At 72.4% G+C, this 16,904-nt stretch carries 12 protein-coding genes; 9 read left to right on the top strand and 3 right to left on the bottom strand.

From position 1 onward, the window contains the following. Positions 1-183 precede the first annotated feature (183 nt). From OG792_RS30170 to OG792_RS30145, 6 genes are all read left to right on the top strand, one after another. Positions 184-1,545 carry a hypothetical protein gene (locus tag OG792_RS30170; protein WP_329104606.1) on the top strand — a complete coding sequence of 454 codons (1,362 nt, stop codon included), beginning with the start codon at positions 184-186 and terminating at the stop codon, positions 1,543-1,545. Next, positions 1,542-2,582 (top strand): transporter substrate-binding domain-containing protein, encoded by a 1,041-nt coding sequence (locus OG792_RS30165; protein ID WP_329104604.1) that lies wholly within the window; start codon positions 1,542-1,544, stop codon positions 2,580-2,582. Before OG792_RS30170 ends, OG792_RS30165 begins: the two co-directional genes overlap by 4 nt. 7 nt (positions 2,583-2,589) lie before the next feature. Further along, the gene (locus OG792_RS30160) at positions 2,590-3,927 is read left to right on the top strand and encodes a hypothetical protein (RefSeq protein WP_329104602.1); all 1,338 of its coding nucleotides are present in this window, start codon (positions 2,590-2,592) and stop codon (positions 3,925-3,927) included. Further along, complete coding sequence (locus OG792_RS30155) at positions 3,924-6,473, top strand: serine/threonine-protein kinase (RefSeq protein WP_329104600.1); 2,550 nt, start codon at positions 3,924-3,926, stop codon at positions 6,471-6,473. The genes OG792_RS30160 and OG792_RS30155 overlap by 4 nt, the downstream gene beginning before the upstream one ends. Positions 6,474-6,534: 61 nt before the next feature. Next, positions 6,535-8,109 (top strand): vWA domain-containing protein, encoded by a 1,575-nt coding sequence (locus OG792_RS30150; protein WP_329104598.1) that lies wholly within the window; start codon positions 6,535-6,537, stop codon positions 8,107-8,109. After that, positions 8,073-9,845, top strand: coding sequence for an NACHT domain-containing protein (locus OG792_RS30145; RefSeq protein ID WP_329104596.1), 1,773 nt, complete (start codon positions 8,073-8,075; stop codon positions 9,843-9,845). The genes OG792_RS30150 and OG792_RS30145 overlap by 37 nt, the downstream gene beginning before the upstream one ends. Before the next feature lie 48 nt (positions 9,846-9,893). Here OG792_RS30145 and OG792_RS30140 read toward each other — a convergent pair whose 3' ends face one another. Further along, positions 9,894-10,550 carry an HNH endonuclease family protein gene (locus OG792_RS30140; protein ID WP_329104595.1) on the bottom strand — a complete coding sequence of 219 codons (657 nt, stop codon included), beginning with the start codon at positions 10,548-10,550 and terminating at the stop codon, positions 9,894-9,896. 138 nt (positions 10,551-10,688) lie between these two features. Beyond that, entirely contained in the window at positions 10,689-12,524 is a 1,836-nt protein-coding gene (gene treS / locus OG792_RS30135; protein WP_329104593.1) for a maltose alpha-D-glucosyltransferase, read from the bottom strand. Positions 12,525-13,159: 635 nt separating this feature from the next. Here treS and OG792_RS30130 point away from each other — a divergent pair. Both OG792_RS30130 and OG792_RS30125 read left to right on the top strand, forming a co-directional pair. Continuing rightward, a complete protein-coding gene (locus OG792_RS30130) occupies positions 13,160-13,549 on the top strand; it encodes a hypothetical protein (protein ID WP_329104591.1) in 390 nt (129 codons plus the stop codon). Positions 13,550-13,616: 67 nt separating this feature from the next. Beyond that, the gene (locus OG792_RS30125) at positions 13,617-14,636 is read left to right on the top strand and encodes an NADPH:quinone reductase (protein ID WP_329104589.1); all 1,020 of its coding nucleotides are present in this window, start codon (positions 13,617-13,619) and stop codon (positions 14,634-14,636) included. Positions 14,637-14,695: 59 nt separating this feature from the next. Here the strand turns inward: OG792_RS30125 and OG792_RS30120 are convergent, their stop codons facing one another. After that, the gene (locus tag OG792_RS30120; RefSeq protein WP_329104587.1) at positions 14,696-15,451 is read right to left on the bottom strand and encodes a TetR/AcrR family transcriptional regulator; all 756 of its coding nucleotides are present in this window, start codon (positions 15,449-15,451) and stop codon (positions 14,696-14,698) included. A gap of 106 nt (positions 15,452-15,557) precedes the next feature. On the opposite strand from OG792_RS30120, the gene OG792_RS30115 reads away from it, so the two are divergent. Then, entirely contained in the window at positions 15,558-16,832 is a 1,275-nt protein-coding gene (locus OG792_RS30115; protein ID WP_329104584.1) for a DUF418 domain-containing protein, read from the top strand. Positions 16,833-16,904 lie beyond the last annotated feature (72 nt).

The raw sequence follows: 16,904 nt of genomic DNA, 5'->3' as shown, positions 1-16,904 counted from the left end.
GGCCCGTGCTCATCCCATCCGACTGTTTCGATATCTGCGCTGTCAGTGCATGTCGGACGAACGGACGATCCGGCGCGGCCGTGGCGCGGGCCCTCACCTGTCGCATGCCCTCAGTAGCATTGCGTGCGGATGTGGGTCGGATCACCACCGACCCGCCGCACCGGTCGACAAGGGGTGGTGACGATGACGCTGACCGAGTTGGACCCCGATCCGCGGCCGGGTCCCGCCACCGCGCCGACCGGGCGGCGCTGGCCGACCGGCCGCCGGCAACGGGGCGTCCGCCGTCGCCGGTTGCGTGAGTTGCTGACCCCGACCCCCAACCGGTTCGTCCTGGTCGGTGTGCTGCTGGTGCTGCTGTTCGCGCTGACCGCGGGCATCGCCGGGCTGGCCGTCCGGGCCGCGGTCAACGCCGGCGAGGTGATGGTCACCAGCGCCGCCCAGATGAGCGGCAATGCCCAGGCGATGCACCGCTGGCTGGCCGAGGCCGACGCCGCCGCCACCGGCCGGTTCCTCGCCCCACCCGACTCCGGCCAGCGGGACCAGCTCAACGCCAGCTACGAGGACGCGCTCGGCCAGGTACGCCGGCTGCTGGCGGAATCGGCCGGGCTGACCGCCGGTGACCCGGACCGGGCCGCCGGGCTGGCCCGGGTGGCCAACCAGTTGCCGGTCTACACCGATCTCGTGCAGCGCGCCCAGCAGCTGGGCGCCGAGCCGACCGACCGGAAGTTCGACGCCCTGCTCGGCTCGGCGTACCTGCGGGAGGCGTCCGGTTACCTGCGCGGCGTACTGCTCCCGGCCGCCCTGCAACTCTGGGAGGACGAGTCGACCCGGCTGAGCGAGGCCCGCCGGGGCGGACAGCTCGCGCTCTTCGGGTCGATCGGGATCACCCTGCTCACCCTGGTCGCGCTCTGGTGGAGCCAGCGCTACCTGCGCCGACGTACCAAGCGCCGGGTCAGTCCGGGGCTGGCGTTGGCCATGGCCGCCATGCTCGCCACCACCGGCTGGCTGGTCGTCTCCTGGCGACACTGGCCGCAGGCCGAGGAGCGGCTGACGGTCGCCGGCCACAAGCTCGAACAGCACCGGAAGCTGATCGAGATTCAGCGCGACGCCCTTCGCGCCCGCGCCGACGTCCACCTGCGACTCGGCGGCAACAGCAACCAGTTCGGCATGGTCGCGCTGAACCAGCGCTTCGAGCGGGACGCGCACTGCGGCTCGACCGGGGCCGGCTTCACCGACCAGATGCGGGTGCTGGTCGGCGGCTGGTGCACCGCCCACCAGCGCTACATCGAGGAGAACGAGCGGCTCGGCGCGCACCGGGCCGCGGTTGCCGCGGCGCTGCCCGGCGGTGAGGTCGCCGCCGCCTTCCAGCACTACGACGCCGAGCTGACCAAGGAGATAGCCCGGGTCGACCGGGAGATCTACCAGGAGCTGACCAACACTCCACCGGCACCGACATCGCTGGGTGTGGTCACCCTGCTGCTCTGCCTGGTCGCCGCCGCCGCGGTGGCGGTCGGCATCGGGGTACGGGTGAGGGAGTACCAGTGACGAGATACCCGGCCGGACCCCGGCGCGCCACCGCCGTACTCGCGCTGGCGGCCCTGCTCGCCGCCGGTGGCTGCGCGAGCAGTTACCAGCCGCCGCCGACCGCTTCGCCGTCCCCGGCCGGGGCGCAGTGGCCGGCGCCGACGCCCAGCGCGATCAACCCGCCGGAGTGTGACGCGCGGCTGAGCCTGCTGCCGGACCCGACCCCGCCGCGCAACTACGTCGAGCAGGGCTACATCCGGGCCGGGGTGGACCAGACGATGACCCGGATGACCTATCGGCACCCGGCCACCGGTGAGTTCTCCGGCTTCGACATCGACCTGCTGTACGAGATCGCCAGGGCGATGTTCCCCGGCAAGGATCCGAAGGAGACGCTGCGATTCGTTGTGGTCACCTCGGGCGAGCGGCAGCAGCGGCTCAACGACGGGACGGTCGACATCGTCGCCGACTCGATGACCGCCACCTGTGCACGGGCCACCGAGGTCGCCTTCTCCACCGACTATCTCGACTCGGGCCAGACGGTGCTGGTACGCGGTGACTCGCCGTACCAGGGGATCGGGGACCTGGGCGGCAAGCCGGTCTGCGCGGCCACCGGCACCACCTCGCTGGAACACACCCGGGCCCGGCCGGAGAAGCCGTTGCCGGTCGCGGTGCCGAACTGGACCGACTGCCTGGTCATGCTGCAACAGAAGCAGGTCGAGGCGGTCTCCACCGACCACAACGTGCTGCTCGGTCTCCGCGACCTCGACCCGACCACCCGGCTCGTCACCCAACCGCCGTCACGCCCGGCCGGCGACCGATCCTGCGACTGGCACGCCGAGCCGAAATCCGCCTGCACCTGGTTCAGCGACGAACCGCACGCGATCGCCACCCGGCAGGACGACATCGCCCTGCTCAGGTTCGTCAACCATGTGCTGGAGCAGATCCGGCAGGACGGCAGGTGGGTGCGGATGCACGAGCAGTGGCTGCCGGAACACCCGGACAACGGGCCACCGCCGGCCCGCTACGGCACCAACCTGTCCTGGCCACCGGGTGTGTGAGGACGCGATGGCCGAACCACGTGCGCGGGAACATCCGGGCGGACAGCGCCAGCCGGAGATGCAGCACCAACAGGGTGGACACCAGCAGCCGGAGGTGCAGCACCAGCAGGGCGGGGCGGAGGCGGAACTGTGCCGGCTGCGGGCCGAGTGCGCGCGGCTGGCCGGTGCGCTGGTGGTCCGGGACGACCCGGACGGCTACCGCCAGTTGGAGCGGCCGGACGCGGTCGGCGCCACCGCCCGCGCCTGGCAGGACGTCCAGTGGCGGATCGGCGAACTCGCCGCCCAACTCGCCGCCGCCCAGCAACTGCTCGACCGGGCGGACCTGCTGCGTCAGCGCCGCTTCGCCGGCCCGACCGAGCCGGCGCCGGTCGGGGGCGGTCCGGCGGACCCGCCGGGGCCGACCGGCGACGCCGAGCTGTGGGCGCTGCTGCGTGGTCCGTGCGAGGTGGTGCTGACCGCCGCCACCGGGGCACCGGTCGAGGTGATCCGGCTGCCGTTGCCGGAGGTGATCGTCCGGGCCGGTGAGCACCACGCCGCGATCCTGGCCGTCGCCGAGGCGGTGGCCGCCGCCCGCGCGACCGTTCTCAGCCGGATCGATGCGGTGGTCGAGCGGCTCACCGGCCTGCGGGATCGGGCGGCCGGGGTGGGCGTACCGGAGGTGCTGGTCGAGGGGTTGCGGGCCGAGGTGGAGACGCTGCGGCGGGTCGGGGAGCGGGATCCGTTGGGCGCCGCCGACGGGGTGGCCTGGGCCGCCGGCCGGGACCGGCTCGTCGGCCGGGTCACCGACCTCGGCGTACGGGTGGGGCAGGCCGAGGAACTGCGCGGCCGCTGGCCGGGCCTGGTGGACGAGTTGCGCCTGCTGATCGGTCGACTCGACGCGGACGAGACCGAGACCCGGCACGCCTGGCGGGGACTCACCCCCATCCCGGGTGATCCCGAGCCCGTTTCCGGCGTACCGGTGCCGCAGGCCGCGACGCTGCGGATCCGGCTGCGCGCGGTCGAACGCCGGTGCCGCCGGGGCGAGTGGTGGGACGCGGTCGACGAGGGGCCCGAGCCGGCCGAGATCGGCGCGGCGATCACCACGGCAGCGGAGCTGGCCGCTCGGGCCCGGGACGCGGCCGGCATGCACCGGCGGCGGCTGTACGACTTCCGGCTCGAACTGCGGGGTCGACTCGACGCCTTCCAGCGCAAGGCGTTCAGCGCCGGGCGTTCCGAGGATCTGGCGCTGACCGACCTGTACAACGAGGCGCGGCGTCGGCTCCGTTCGGATCCGTTCGACGCCCCGGCCGCCGACCGGGCGGTCACCCGGTACCTGCACGCGGTGAACGAGGGAGGCCCGGCATGAACGGCTGTCTCGCCCGGGACTGTCCGGGCACAGTCGACCTGGACGGCTTCTGCCTCAAGTGGGGGCACCGCTGCGTGGGCCAGTCCGGCGACGACTCCGCCGGCTCCGACGGAGTCGTCGGCTCCAACGGCGCCGGCGCTCCGGTCGGCGCGGCCGGTGGCTCGGCCACCGGGCCCGGCCCGGCTTCGCCCGGCGGGTCGAGCGCGTTCGCCCGCCCGGCCGCTCCGGGAAACCCCGCCGCTCCGGGGCACCTGTCCGCTCCGGGCCGCCCGGCCGCTTCGGGGCACCTGTCCGCTCCGGGCCGCCAGGCCGGGCCGGGGCGTTCGGCCGCTGCGGGGCGGCCCGCGACCGGGTCGGGTACCCCGGCGGGTGGGAGTGGACCTGCGCCGGCCGGGGTCAGCTCGGGAGGTGCCGGTTGGCGTACCGGGTCGGGCGGCGGATCGACCGGCGGCTCCGGCGGCGGCGCGGTGGGCCGGCCGGGCGGTGGGCCGTCAGCGGGCTTCGGCGGCGGCACCCGGCGCTGGTTCGGGCTGGTCGAGATGCCGGTGGTGCCACCACGGGACCCGCTCACCGCGATCCGGGCCGAACACGCCGTGCCGGAGCACGCCCGGATCTGTGCCCGGTCGTCCTGCCGGCGACCGGTCGGCCGGACCGACGGCGCCGACTCCGGCATCACCACCGGCTACTGCCCGTACTGCGGCACCCCGTTCTCGTTCGTGCCGCCGCTGCACGACGGGGACGTGATCAAGCAGCGGTACCGGATCCGGGGCTGCATCGGCTACGGCGGCATGGGCTGGATCTTCGCCGCCCGGGACGAGGACATGGACGGGAGCTGGCGGGTGCTCAAGCGCCAGCGGGCCGCCGAGGACTCCACCGCGGCCGAGGCGTTCGTCGGCGAACGGCGGGCACTGATCGCCCTGGACCACCCGAACATCGTCAAGATCTACGACTTCGTGCCGCCGGAGGCGGGTGACGGTACGCCGTACATCGTGATGGAGTTCGTCGGCGGGCAGTCGCTGGACGAGATGCGACCGCGCCCCTCGGGCTGGGGCGTACCGGGGCCGTTGCCGCTGCCGCAGGTGCTGGCGTACGGGTTGGCCATCCTGGACGCCTTCGAGCACCTGCACGAGCAGGACTGGCTCTACTGTGACCTGAAGCCGGACAACGTCATGCACGTCGGCAACCGGCTCAAGCTGCTCGACCTCGGTGCCGCCCGGCGGGCCGACGACCTGGACAGCCCGCTGCTGGGCACCCGTGGGTTCGAGGCGCCCGAGGTGCACCGGCACGGGGCCCGCGCCGCCTCGGTCCGCTCCGACCTCTACACCGTCGGGCGTACCCTGGGCGCGCTCAGCCTGGCCGCGAACACCAGCCAGTACGTCAGCCGCTTCCCCGACGGGCTGCTGCCGGACACCGTGCCGCAGCTGCTCGGCGAGCACGAGTCGTACCGCCGGTTGCTGGCCCGGTCCACCCACCCCGAACCGGCCCGCCGATTCGGCTCGGCGACCGAGATGTACGCACAGGTGCACGGCGTACTGCGGCAGGTGTTGGCCGAGCAGGGCCAGGAGGTGCCGTCGTCGGCGTCGACGCTGTTCGGCCTCGCGCCCCGCCCGTTCGGCGCGTACGACGATCTGACCACGTCGGTGCCGGCGGCGATGGTCGCCACCGCGCTCCCGGCGCCGCTGATGGATCTCGCCGACCCCGGTGCGGGTTTCCTCGGCTCGGTCGGCGCGGTCCAGCCGGCGGAGCTGATCGGCCTGCTCGGTCGGGCGCCGGAACGAAGCCGCGACGTGCTGCTCCGGCTGACCCGCGCCTACCTGGACGCCGGGCAGCCGGAGCTGGCCGCCGGCACCCTGACCGAGCTGGCGGCGCGGCCGGACGCGCCGGTCGACGACTGGCGGCTGGACTGGCACCACGGGCTGGTCGCGCTGGCCTCCGGCGAGATCGGCGCCGCCCGCGAGCACTTCGACACCGTGTACGGGCTGCTGCCGGGCGAGTTGGCGGCCCGCCTCGGGTACGCGGTGGCCAGTGAACTCGACGGTGACCTGCCGACGGCCGAACGCCACTACGCGGCCGTCTGGGCGACCGAGCGCTCGTCGCTGAGCGCACTGTTCGGGCTGGCCCGTACCCGGTTGTGGCAGGGCGACCGGCGGGGTGCTGCGGCGGCGCTGGACGAGGTGCCGGAGGCGGCCAGTCACCGGGTGCCGGCGCAGATCGCGAAGGTCCGGGCGCTGCTGGCCGGCGCCCGTCCGGCCGAGTCGGCATCGGACGACCTGGTCGCCGCGGCCGGTGCGGCGGAGGGGCTCGACCTGCCCGGTGCCGCCCGGGACCGGCTCACCGCCGAGGTGCTGGAGGTGGCGCTCGCCTGGGCGATCCCGCGTCAGGGCGACGCCCCGGAGCAGGTGTTCGGGGTGCCGCTGGCCGAGGGGCGGCTGCGGGAGCGGCTGGCCGGGGTCTACCGCTCGCTGGCCCGGCAGAGCGTGTCCCGCCGGGAGCGGGTCGCCCTGGTCGACCGGGCCAACCGGGTACGTCCCTGGACCTGGTTGTGAAGCCCCGGTCCCGCGCAGCGTCGCGCCGTCCACACCCGAACCGATCCGGGGAGGTGCGCCGGTGAGCGCTGGCCCGAGTTTCGACATCAGCACCCACTACGAGATGTACCTGCCGACCGAGGGGACGCTGGTCGACGTCGTCGCCACGGTCCGCTCGACCGGTACGGCGGCCGGTGACGGCCGGTCCGGTTCGGTGGCGCCGCACCTGGCCGAGGTGATCCTGCTGGACTGTTCGGGCTCGATGGGTTCGCCGACGAGCAAGCTGATCCAGGCCCGCCGGGCGGCGGCCGCGGCGATCGACGCGCTGCCGGACGGGGTCCGGTTCGCCGTGGTGGCGGGCACCCACACCGCGGAGATGATCTATCCGGGGGTGGCCAGGTTGACGGTCGCCAGCGATGCCACCCGGGCCGCGGCCAAGGAGGCACTGCGGCGTACCGGTGCCGGGGGTGGCACGGCGATGAGCAGTTGGCTGCGGCTGGCGGCACGGATCTTCGAGGAGGTGCCGGGCAGCGTACGGCACGCGATCCTGCTCACCGACGGGCGCAACGAGAGCGAGCCCGTCACCGAGCTGGACGCGGTTCTGGGCGAGTGCGCCGGCCACTACACGGTGGACTGTCGGGCGATCGCGGAGCGGCCGGGGGTGCACGCCTGGCGGGGCACCGAGCTGATCCGGATCGCCGACGCGCTCGGCGCGAACCCGGTCGTCCCGGTGGAGGACCTGGATCGCCTCTCGGCGGAGTTCACCCAGCTCGTCGCGGGCGCCCTGGGGCAGCGTACGGCGGACGTGCGGTTGCGCGTACGGACCTCGGCGCTGGCCGGGGTCCGGTTCGTCAAGCAGGTGTACCCGACCATCGCCGACCTCGCCGAGCTGGCCCAACCGGTCGACGGCCAGACCACCGACTATCCGATCGGGTCCTGGGGCGAGGGACACCGGGATTACCACATCGGGTTGGCGGTGCAGCCGATGGCGGCGAACGAGACCCGCCGGGTGGCCTGGTTGAGCCTGCTGGTGCCGGGCGCGGTCGAGCCGGCCGACGCGGTGCCCGACCGGGACCGGCCGGACCGGGTCGGGGCGGCGGAGGTCGGCCAGACGGCGGTGGCGGTCGAGTGGACCGAGGACATCGCCCGTTACACCGGGATCAATCCGACGGTGGCCCACTACACCCGCCAGCAGGAGTTGGCGGTCGCGATCCGGGCCGCCTGGGAGGCGTTCGACGAGCGCCGGCTCGCCGACGCGGAGGCGTTGATGGGGCGGGCGGTGGCACTGGCGTACGCCGCCGGTGCGCACGACAAGCTGGCCGTCTTCGGCCGGGTGGTGGAGATCGAGGACGGCGCGGCGGGACGGGTCCGGCTCCGGTCGGACGTCGACCCCGGCCACTGGCAGGTGCCGACGGTGACCGGCCACCACACCCGGTCCTGGGACACCGCCGGTCCGACCGGCTTCAGCGTGCACGACGCGTCCGGTCCCGGTCCTGCCGGTGTCGGGACGCCGGGTCTGCCGGGTCAACGGTCGGTGGCCCCGGCCGACGCGAATGTCGACCCGCTGCCGGACGAGTGCCCGGAGTGCCAGACCCGACGCCGGGGCCGGTTCTGCGAGCGGTGCCGGTACGACTTCCAGGCGAGCCGGACCGGCTGATGGGCTTCGACCTGTTCGAGTGGCTGGAGCGATTCGACAACATCTCGTCGATAGTGGTCAGCACGATCGCCGTACTGGCGATGGTCGGCGGCAGTGCGGCCTGGCAGCGGCTGCGGCCGGGCCGCGTCACGGGGAACACGGAATCGGTACGCGCCCTGGTGGCCGCCCAGCGCGACACGGTGCCGGCGCACGCGTACCAGTTTCTCGACGGTTCCGTCTCCGCGCTCTCCGCGATCTACGTACGGCAGCGGGTCGCGTCGGGTGCGGGTCCGATCGGGCCGGCACCGGCGTTCGAGGCCGAGCGGCTGCTTCGCGGCGACGAGCACCTGCTGCTGGTCGGCGTCGCCGGCAGCGGCAAGACCACCTTCGTCGGCCACGCCGTACGCGAGCTGGCGCGTGGCTTCACCGGCACCGGACGGGGTCGGGGCGGGGCGCCGGAGCAGGTGGGGCTGACCCTGCCGGCGACCGCGCTGGTGGACCGGTCGCTGCCGGAGGCGCTCGCCGAGGCGTACCGGTTCGGGTTGCCGACGGTGTTGACCGGTCAGCCGCCGGGGCGGTCCGGCCGGTGGCTGGTGCTGGTCGACGGGGTGGACCGGATCACCGATCCGAACGTACGGTCGCGGGTGCTGGGGCAGTTGCGGGAGTGGGCGGCCCGCGCCGACCACCCGTACCGGTTGCTGCTCACCACCCGCCCGCTGGCGGCGGAGGAGGCGACGGCGCTGCGGACGTACTTCACCGAGTTCCACCTGCTGCCGTTCGACCCGGCCGACCTGTCGATGTTCGCCGAGCGCTGGTTCCGGGACCGGGTGGCCGATCCGGACCGGGCCGCCACCGACCGGGACCGGTTCCGGGTGGACCTGGACCGGGTGGAGTTGGGCGGGTTGACCGGCAACCCGTTGCTGGTCACGCTCGCCGCGCTGAGCTGGGAGCGCCGGCCGGGTGTGTTGCCGCCGGGTCCGGCGGAGCTGCTGGACCGGTTCGTCCCGCACTTGGTCGAGAGCGGCGCCGCCGCGGTCGAGGAGACCGGCGCCGCGCTCGGCCGCCGGGGTGGTTCGGGTACGGCGGTCGCCGGCTGGCTGGACGAGCAGGTCGAGGGGTTGTGCGAGGCCGCGGCGGCGGGTTGGCTGCGCGACGGTGCCACGGTCGCGGCGGCCGTCGGTTGGACCAACGAGCACGCCCCGGTCCCGCCGGGTGGCCTGCTGCGGGACTGGCCCGGCCGGGTTCGTGCCCTGCTGGTCGCCACCGGGCTGTATGTGCCGCGCGGCGCCGACGCCGAGCCGCTGACCAGGTCGGTGGCGGAGTACCTGGCGGCCGGGCCGGTGGCCCGGTCGTGGCTGGAGCCGCAGTGGCTGGCGTTGATGGCCGAGCCGGCCAGCCGGGGGACCGCGGTGTACGCGCTGGCCCGAGCGGGTCGGGCCACCGAGTCGACGCTGACCCGGTTGGCCGGCGGGACGGTTCCGCAGGTGCTGGCCGCCGGGCGCCTGCTCGGTGCCGGGATCCCGATGTCGGACGGCGTACGGGACATGGTCCTGGCGGCGCTGTTGCGGCACTGGCAGGCCGGTGAGCGTCCGCTGGCCGCCGAGTGCCTGGCGGTGCTGGGCGAGTTGGCCGGGGCACCGGTGATCCGGCGGGCGGTGTTCGGCATCGCCTCGGACTCGCGCTGGCCGCGTCAGGTGCGCTCGGCGGCCACCACCTTCGCCGCCGTACCGGTCCTGCACCGACCGGCACCGGACTGAGCCGTACGGGGTGCCGGTGGGTCGCACCGGCACCCCGTACGTCACGGGTCAGAAGGCGTGGGTGACCGTGATGGTGATGTTGGAGCAGGAGGCGGCCCGGCTGGTCAGCGCGTTCTTCTCGGCGGTGTCGACGGTGAGCCGCCAGCGGGTCTTCACCGCCACCCACTCGCCGATGTAGCGGCAGACGTCGCGGGTCGGTACCCAGGTGGTCGGGTCCTGGTCACCCTTGGACTGGTTGACGTTGTCGGTGACCGCGATCAGGGCCCGTACGTCGCCCATGTCGTTGGCGTACGACTGGCGCCGGGAGGTGGTCCACGACCGGGCGCCGGAGTCCCACGCCTCGGCCAGCGCCACCACGTGGTCGATGTCCAGGTCGGCCGGGTTGGTCCAGTACGCCCCGTCGTAGTACGAGAACCAGCGACCGCCGGTGAGGGTGCAGCCCGAGCCGACCGACGGGTTGGTGGTCGCCTCGGCGATCAGCACCTCGTAACGGGTGTTGCAGCCGTCGCTGTCGGCGTCGACCCAGTGCGGGAAGAGGTCGCGGTCGTAGCCGGTGCGGATCTCGCTGGCCACGGTCAGGTTCGCGACCAGGGTCCGCAGCGGCTGGGAGACGGTCGCGGCCTGGGCCGGGTTGGCGAGGCCGAGGACGGCGAGGGTGGCGGTGGCCAGCAGGGTGGTGGCCCAGCGCAGGGGGGTACGGGTCATCACGGCTCCATCCGTTGGTGCAGGCGATCTGCCTGGCACCTATATGGACGTAGCTGGATTTCATCTGGCCCCACCCGCGCATGAACGATTGTTAAATTATTTCCACCCTGTTTCCCGTCCCCGGTCCCGCCGACCCGGTCAGCCGGCCGCCACCAGCGAGTCCGTCGGCGACGTACGCGGCTTCGGGGTCTTGCTGGTGAGCTGGAACCAGAACGAGCCGTAACCGGGCAACGTGAGCTGGTACGGCCGGGAGCTGACCAGCGGGAACGGTGTCTGCCCGGTCAGCTCCACCGGCAGGTGACCGATGAACCGGCTGCCCAGCGGCAACTGCGCCGGCTGCGGATGCCGCGACAGGTTGTGCACGCACAACACCACCTCGTGCCCGTCCGGCCCGTCGTACTCGCGCAGGAAGGCGAGCACGGTGGAGTTCTTGCCACCCAGGTCACGGAAGGAGCCGAGAGCCAGCGCGGGGTGCCGCTTGCGTACCGCGATCATCTGGCGGGTCCACTGCAACAGCGACGCCGGCTGTTCGAGCTGACGTTCCACGTTGACCGCCTGGTACCCGTACACCGGGCCCTGGTTGACCGGCAGGAAGAGCGCGCCGGGGTCGGCGCTGGAGAAGCCGCCGTTGCGGTCCGGCGACCACTGCATGGGGGTACGGACCCCGTTGCGGTCGCCCAGCCACACGTTGTCGCCCATGCCGATCTCGTCGCCGTAGTAGAGCACCGGCGAGCCGGGCAGCGAGAGCAGCAGCGAGGTGAACAGTTCGATCTGGTTGCGGTCGTTGTTGACCAATGGGGCCAGCCGGCGCCGGATGCCCAGGTTCACCCGCATCCGGGGATCCTTGGCGTACTCGTCGTAGAGGTAGTCGCGCTCCTCGTCGGTGACCATCTCCAGCGTCAGTTCGTCGTGGTTGCGCAGGAAGGTGCCCCACTGACAGCCCTGCGGGATCTGCGGCGTCTGGGCGATGATCTCGGAGATCGGGAAGCGGGACTCACGGCGTACGGCCATGAAGATCCGCGGCATCACCGGGAAGTGGAACGCCATGTGGCACTCGTCGCCGCCGGCCTCCGGATCACCGAAGTAGTCGACCAGGTCGGCCGGCCAGAGGTTCGCCTCGGCCAGCAGGACCCGGCCGGGGAACTCCTCGTCGACCGTCTGGCGCAGCCGCTTCAGGTACGCGTGCGTCTCCGGCAGGTTCGCGCAGTCGGTGCCCTCCCGCTCGAACAGGTAGGTGACCGCGTCCAGCCGGAACCCGTCGATGCCCAGGCCGAGCCAGTAGCGTACGACGTCGAGCATGGTCTCGCGCACCATCGGGTTGTCGTAGTTCAGGTCCGGTTGGTGGGCGAAGAAACGGTGCCAGTAGAACTGCTGCCGGACCGGGTCGTAGGTCCAGTTCGACGGCTCGCTGTCACAGAAGACGATCGGGACCTGCGCGTACTCGGTGTCGGTGTCGCGCCAGACGTAGAAGTCCCCGTACGGCCCGGTCGGGTCCTGCCGGGACTGCTGGAACCACTCGTGGGTGTCGGAGGTGTGGTTCAGCACCAGATCGGTGATCACCCGGATGCCGCGCGCGTGCGCCTCGTCGATCAGCGTCACGAAATCGTCGATGGTGCCGAACTCCGGGGCGACGCTGAGGTAGTCGCGGATGTCGTACCCGCCGTCGCGGCGGGGGGAGTCGTAGAACGGTGGCAGCCAGAGGCAGTCGACGCCCAGCCACTTCAGGTAGTCCAACTTGGTGGTCAGGCCGGGCAGGTCGCCGAAGCCGTCACCGCTGGCGTCGAAGCACGCCTGGACGAACATCTCGTAGAAGATCGCCCGCTGGTACCACCGTGGTTCGACCGGCAGTTCGCGGGCGCGCCGCCGGTTGGTGGTCGGTGTCGGTAGTACGGGCATCTGCCTGGACAGCAGCCCCAGATCCTGGTCCGTGGACGGGATCGTCAGCGCGTTGATGCGCTCAGCTAGATCGGACATGGTTCTCCTCCGGGGTTCCAAGATGGAGGGCCCGCAGGTTCGACAGTTCGGCGCACCCGCGGGTCACGCGGGAAGGAATCGCCGGCGTCGGTGACGGCGGGTTCACCGCCCGTTCATCCGCTTCAACCGGGCCCGACGATCAGCGGTAACGCCGATGTTTCAGTAGCGAATCCGACGATCGAGGCGAGCGCCGCCGTTGATCGCCCGACAACCCCTTCCACCAGCGTTTATGTGCGCTCGGCTGGCACGGTGAGGGGCCCGGGGCGGGCGGCGCGCGACGCTGGTTTGTGCTGTTCTGATCTGTTTGCGTCTTCTGTGCGCACGAGCGGCGGTCGGAAATCTGACTCAACATCACCCGTTGTGTTCGGTGAACAGGCATGGTTAAGCTCATCGTGCGCGCCCCAATCGCCCGCTTCCCCCGTGGCAGGCGATCGGGGCGCGCACCTATCTACCGGCTCCCTCGATCGATGCGCCACCGGCGCGGCGAGGGTGGACGGACGCCCGGCGTGTTGATCGGCGCTGGCCGGGTAGACCGGCGTCGTGCGACGAACCGAACGGTCGAACTGTCCCGCGCCTTCCGGACCACTGCCGGCGCCCACTTCCGTCGAGCCCGGTACGCACCGGGTGGACCCCCGATGACCGGGCCGGCGCCGCGACGGTTCGGCTTCGCGTTCGCGTCCTCCTTCCGGCGTCCGCTGTCGCTCGTCGGCATCCGTCCGGACACCGCCTGGGTCACCGTCGACGACACCCTGGTCGTCCGGTACGGCCCCTGGCGGCTACAGACTCCCCGGGCGAACATCGTCGGGGCCGAGCGCACCGGGCCGTACAGGTGGTGGCGGGTCATGGGTCCGCACATGTCGATGGCCGACCGGGGTCTCAGCTTCGGCACCACAACGGCGGCGGGCGTCTGCATCCGGTTCCGCGAGCCGGTCCCCGGACTGGCCCCCGGCCGCTGGCTTCGGCACCCCGCGGTCACCATCACGATCGACGACCCGGACGGCCTCGTCGCGGCCCTGAACACCTGACGCCGTTGTGAGGGCGGTCACGAGTCGAGTGCGCGAGAACGGGCCGAGCGCTCCATAGTCTCGACCCATGAAGGCCATCATCTACACGCAGCCCGGTGAGCCGGACGTGCTGCATCCGATCGAACGGTCCGTACCCGAGCCCGGCGCCGGTGAGGTACGGGTCCGGGTCAGGGTGTCGGGGGTCAACCCGACCGACTGGAAGGCCCGGCGCGGGATGGCGGGGCGCGCCCTCGCGTACCCGGAGATCGTGCCTAACCAGGACGGCGCCGGCGTCGTCGACGCGGTCGGCGAGGGGGTCCCCGCCGACCGGGTGGGTGAGCGGGTGTGGCTGTGGGAGGCGTCCTGGCAGCGCGCCGACGGCACCGCCCAGGAGTACGTCACCCTGCCCGCGCGCCAGGCCGTGGCCCTGCCCGACGACGCCTCCTTCGACCTCGGGGCCAGTCTCGGCATTCCGGCGTTGACCGCGCACCGCTGCCTGACCGTCGGCGACGCCGGCCCTCGGCGGCTGGCCCCGGGCGCGCTCGCCGGCCGGATAGTGCTCGTCGCCGGCGGCGCGGGCGCGGTCGGCAACGCCGCGATCCAGCTCGCGAAGTGGGCGGGCGCGACCGTGGTGACCACCGTGAGCGGGCCGGACAAGGCCGGACTGGCGCAGTCGGCCGGCGCCGACCTGGTGGTCAACTACCGCACCGGGAATCCGGCCGAGGAGATCCGCGCGTTCGCCCCCGCCGGGGTCGACATCGTCGTGGAGGTCGCCCCGAGCGCCAACGCCGCTCTCAACCACGCCGTCACGGCTCCCGCCGGCACGATCGCCGTGTACGCCACCGACGAGCACGCCGAGGTGACGCTGCCGGTCCTCCCGCTGATGCTGAAGAACGTCGGCTACCGGTTCGTGCTGGTCTACACCGTGCCCGAGGCGGCGAAGCGGGACGCGGTCGAGGACGTGGCGGCCGCCGTGGCAGCCGGCGCGATCCGGGTCGGCGAGGCGGCGGGCCTGCCGCTGCACCACTTCCCGCTCGACCGTACGGCGGCGGCCCACGCTGCGGTCGAAGCCGGCGCGGTCGGCAAGGTCCTCATCGACGTCGCCTGACCGTCGTCAGCTCCCGGCCGACCCTGAGCGTTGTCATTCCCGGCCGACCCTGACCGTCGTCAGCTCCCGGCCGGCCGTGCTCCGGAGCCACGGGTGATCAGGGCCTCGATGCCGTCGAGGAGGAGATCGAGCCCGAAGGTGAAATCGGCGTCGTCGATCCACTCCTCGGCGGCGCCGAAGGCGTTCGCCTCCACGGCGGCGGTCAGTTCCGGGTAGTTCTGCGGGTCGAGGACCTGACCGAGGATGTCGCCGTAGTCGGCCAACCCGTCGATCGAGCCGTCGCCGCCGGCCGCCGCGACCATGCCGTGGGTGAGGCTCGCCTGGCTGGCGGCATAGCCGGTGAGGGTGGTGGCGATGTTGATCCGCCTGCCGAAGTCGAGTCCGGTGCCGTCGAGTGCGGCGAGTGCGTGGTCGAGCCAGCGCAGTGTCCTGGGCCCGGCGGGCGGGGTGCGGCTGGCGACCGACAGCAGCCAGGGCCGGTCGAGCAGCAGGTCCCGGTTGGCCCGGGTCCAGGCGGTCAGGTAGTCCCGCCACGGCCGCCCGTCGAGCGCGGGTGGCTCGCCGGTGGCGGCGTCCACCATCACGGTCAGCAGCTCGTCCTTGCTGCCGACGTACCGGTAGAGGGACATCGTCGCCATGCCGACCCGGGCGGCGACGCTGCTCATCCGTACGCCCTCCAGCCCCTCGCTGTCGGCGATCCCGATCGCGGCGTCGACGATCCGGGCCAGGTCGATGCTCGGCCGCGGCCCGTGTCGGGATGCGGTCTCCCGACCCCACATCCGCGCCACCACCGGTGGAAGCGCCCGCTCGGTCACTGTCGGCTTCTCCTCATCTCTCGCCCCGGTCTTGTCCACACCTTAGATCTCAGTACTCTGTATCTCGTACGGTGTAGCCGATACATAGATTACGGGAAGGATTGGTGTGAGTACACAGAGTCCGGTAAGACGTGTTCTCGACGTCGACGCGGTCCGGGGCTTCGCGCTCCTGGGGATCTTCGCCGTCAACGTCACCTTCATGGCCTCGGGCTATCCGGGGAACCTGGTGATCGACCCTGACTTCGACTCCGGCCTGGACAACGTCGTCCGCGCACTGTCGTCCGTCTTCATCGACATGAAGTTCTACGTGCTCTTCTCGTTCCTCTTCGGATACAGCTTCACCCTCCAGATGGAGTCGGCGAGCAGGGCCGGAGCCGCCTTCTCGGCCCGGATGCTCCGCCGCATCGCCGGACTCTTCGTCCTCGGCGCCCTGCACACCGTCTTCCTCAACGGCGGCGACGTGCTCACCACGTACGCGGTGGCGTGCCTGGTCCTGCTCCTGCTGCGCAACGTACGGGACCGGACCGCGATCCGGGTCGCGATCGGTCTGTACGCCTTCGTGCTGGTCAGCATGATCGTCAGCGTCCTGTTCGTGGACCGGTCGGCATTCGTGCCGAGCGAGGTCGAGGCGCTGGCCAACGCCGAACACGCCACCCGGGCGATGCTCGGCGGCTGGGGGGACAACATCGGGGTGCACCTGGCCGGCCTGCCGCTGCTGGTCCTCCAGGCGGTCAGCCTCCAGGGCCCGACCGCGCTGGGGCTGTTCCTGCTCGGCATGGTCGCCGGCCGCCGACAGTGGCTGGGCCGGGTCACCGGCAGTGAGCCCGTCCTGCGCCGGATCCAGTGGATCGGGTTCCCCGTCGGGCTGGTCGGATCGGTTGTCTACACCGTGCTCGGCGGCAACGGCAGCACCCTCGGTGTCGGGGCCAGCGTCGCGACGGCACCACTGCTGGCCGCCGCGTACGTGGCCACGCTGCTGCGGATCATGCACAACCCGCGTACCGCCGGGGTTAGGGCCGCCCTCGCCCCGGCCGGTCGGATGGCCCTCACCAACTACCTGTCCCAGTCGGCGGTCTGCCTGATCGTCTTCAGTGGCATCGGCCTCGGGTACGCGGGAAGGTTCTCGCCGCTGGCGCTGTTCGCCTTCGTCGCGGTCGTGTTCGCCACCCAACTCCTACTGAGCCGCCTGTGGCTGGCCCGCTTCCGCTACGGCCCCATCGAATGGGCCCTCCGCTGGTTCACCAACGCCCAACGCCCACCCCTAACCACCCCACCCCCCACCCCCCAACCCACCCCCACCCCCCACGCCGCCCCCACCCCCCACGCCGCCCCCACCCCCCACGCCGCCCCCACGCCGCCCCACCACCACTCGTCGATCTAGGGCAAATGGTGGTGATCAGAGATCAACTCACACGTATTCGCCCTAGATCGACGGGGAGAGGGGTGGGGGTAA

Source organism: Micromonospora sp. NBC_01699 (genome assembly GCF_036250065.1).
Taxonomy (GTDB): Bacteria; Actinomycetota; Actinomycetes; order Mycobacteriales; family Micromonosporaceae; genus Micromonospora_G.
Note: the sequence above shows the minus strand (reverse complement) of the source record. Positions and strands in the feature narration are given on the sequence as shown.

Bases quoted from the DNA above. Each gene is read 5' to 3' on its own strand.
- OG792_RS30155 (WP_329104600.1), top strand. From the start codon at position 3,924: ATGAACGGCTGTCTCGCCCGGGACTGTCCGGGCACAGTCGACCTGGAC.
- OG792_RS30160 (WP_329104602.1), top strand. From the start codon at position 2,590: ATGGCCGAACCACGTGCGCGGGAACATCCGGGCGGACAGCGCCAGCCG.
- OG792_RS30130 (WP_329104591.1), top strand. From the start codon at position 13,160: ATGACCGGGCCGGCGCCGCGACGGTTCGGCTTCGCGTTCGCGTCCTCC.
- OG792_RS30170 (WP_329104606.1), top strand. From the start codon at position 184: ATGACGCTGACCGAGTTGGACCCCGATCCGCGGCCGGGTCCCGCCACC.
- treS (WP_329104593.1), bottom strand. From the start codon at position 12,524: ATGTCCGATCTAGCTGAGCGCATCAACGCGCTGACGATCCCGTCCACG.
- OG792_RS30125 (WP_329104589.1), top strand. From the start codon at position 13,617: ATGAAGGCCATCATCTACACGCAGCCCGGTGAGCCGGACGTGCTGCAT.
- OG792_RS30140 (WP_329104595.1), bottom strand. From the start codon at position 10,550: ATGACCCGTACCCCCCTGCGCTGGGCCACCACCCTGCTGGCCACCGCC.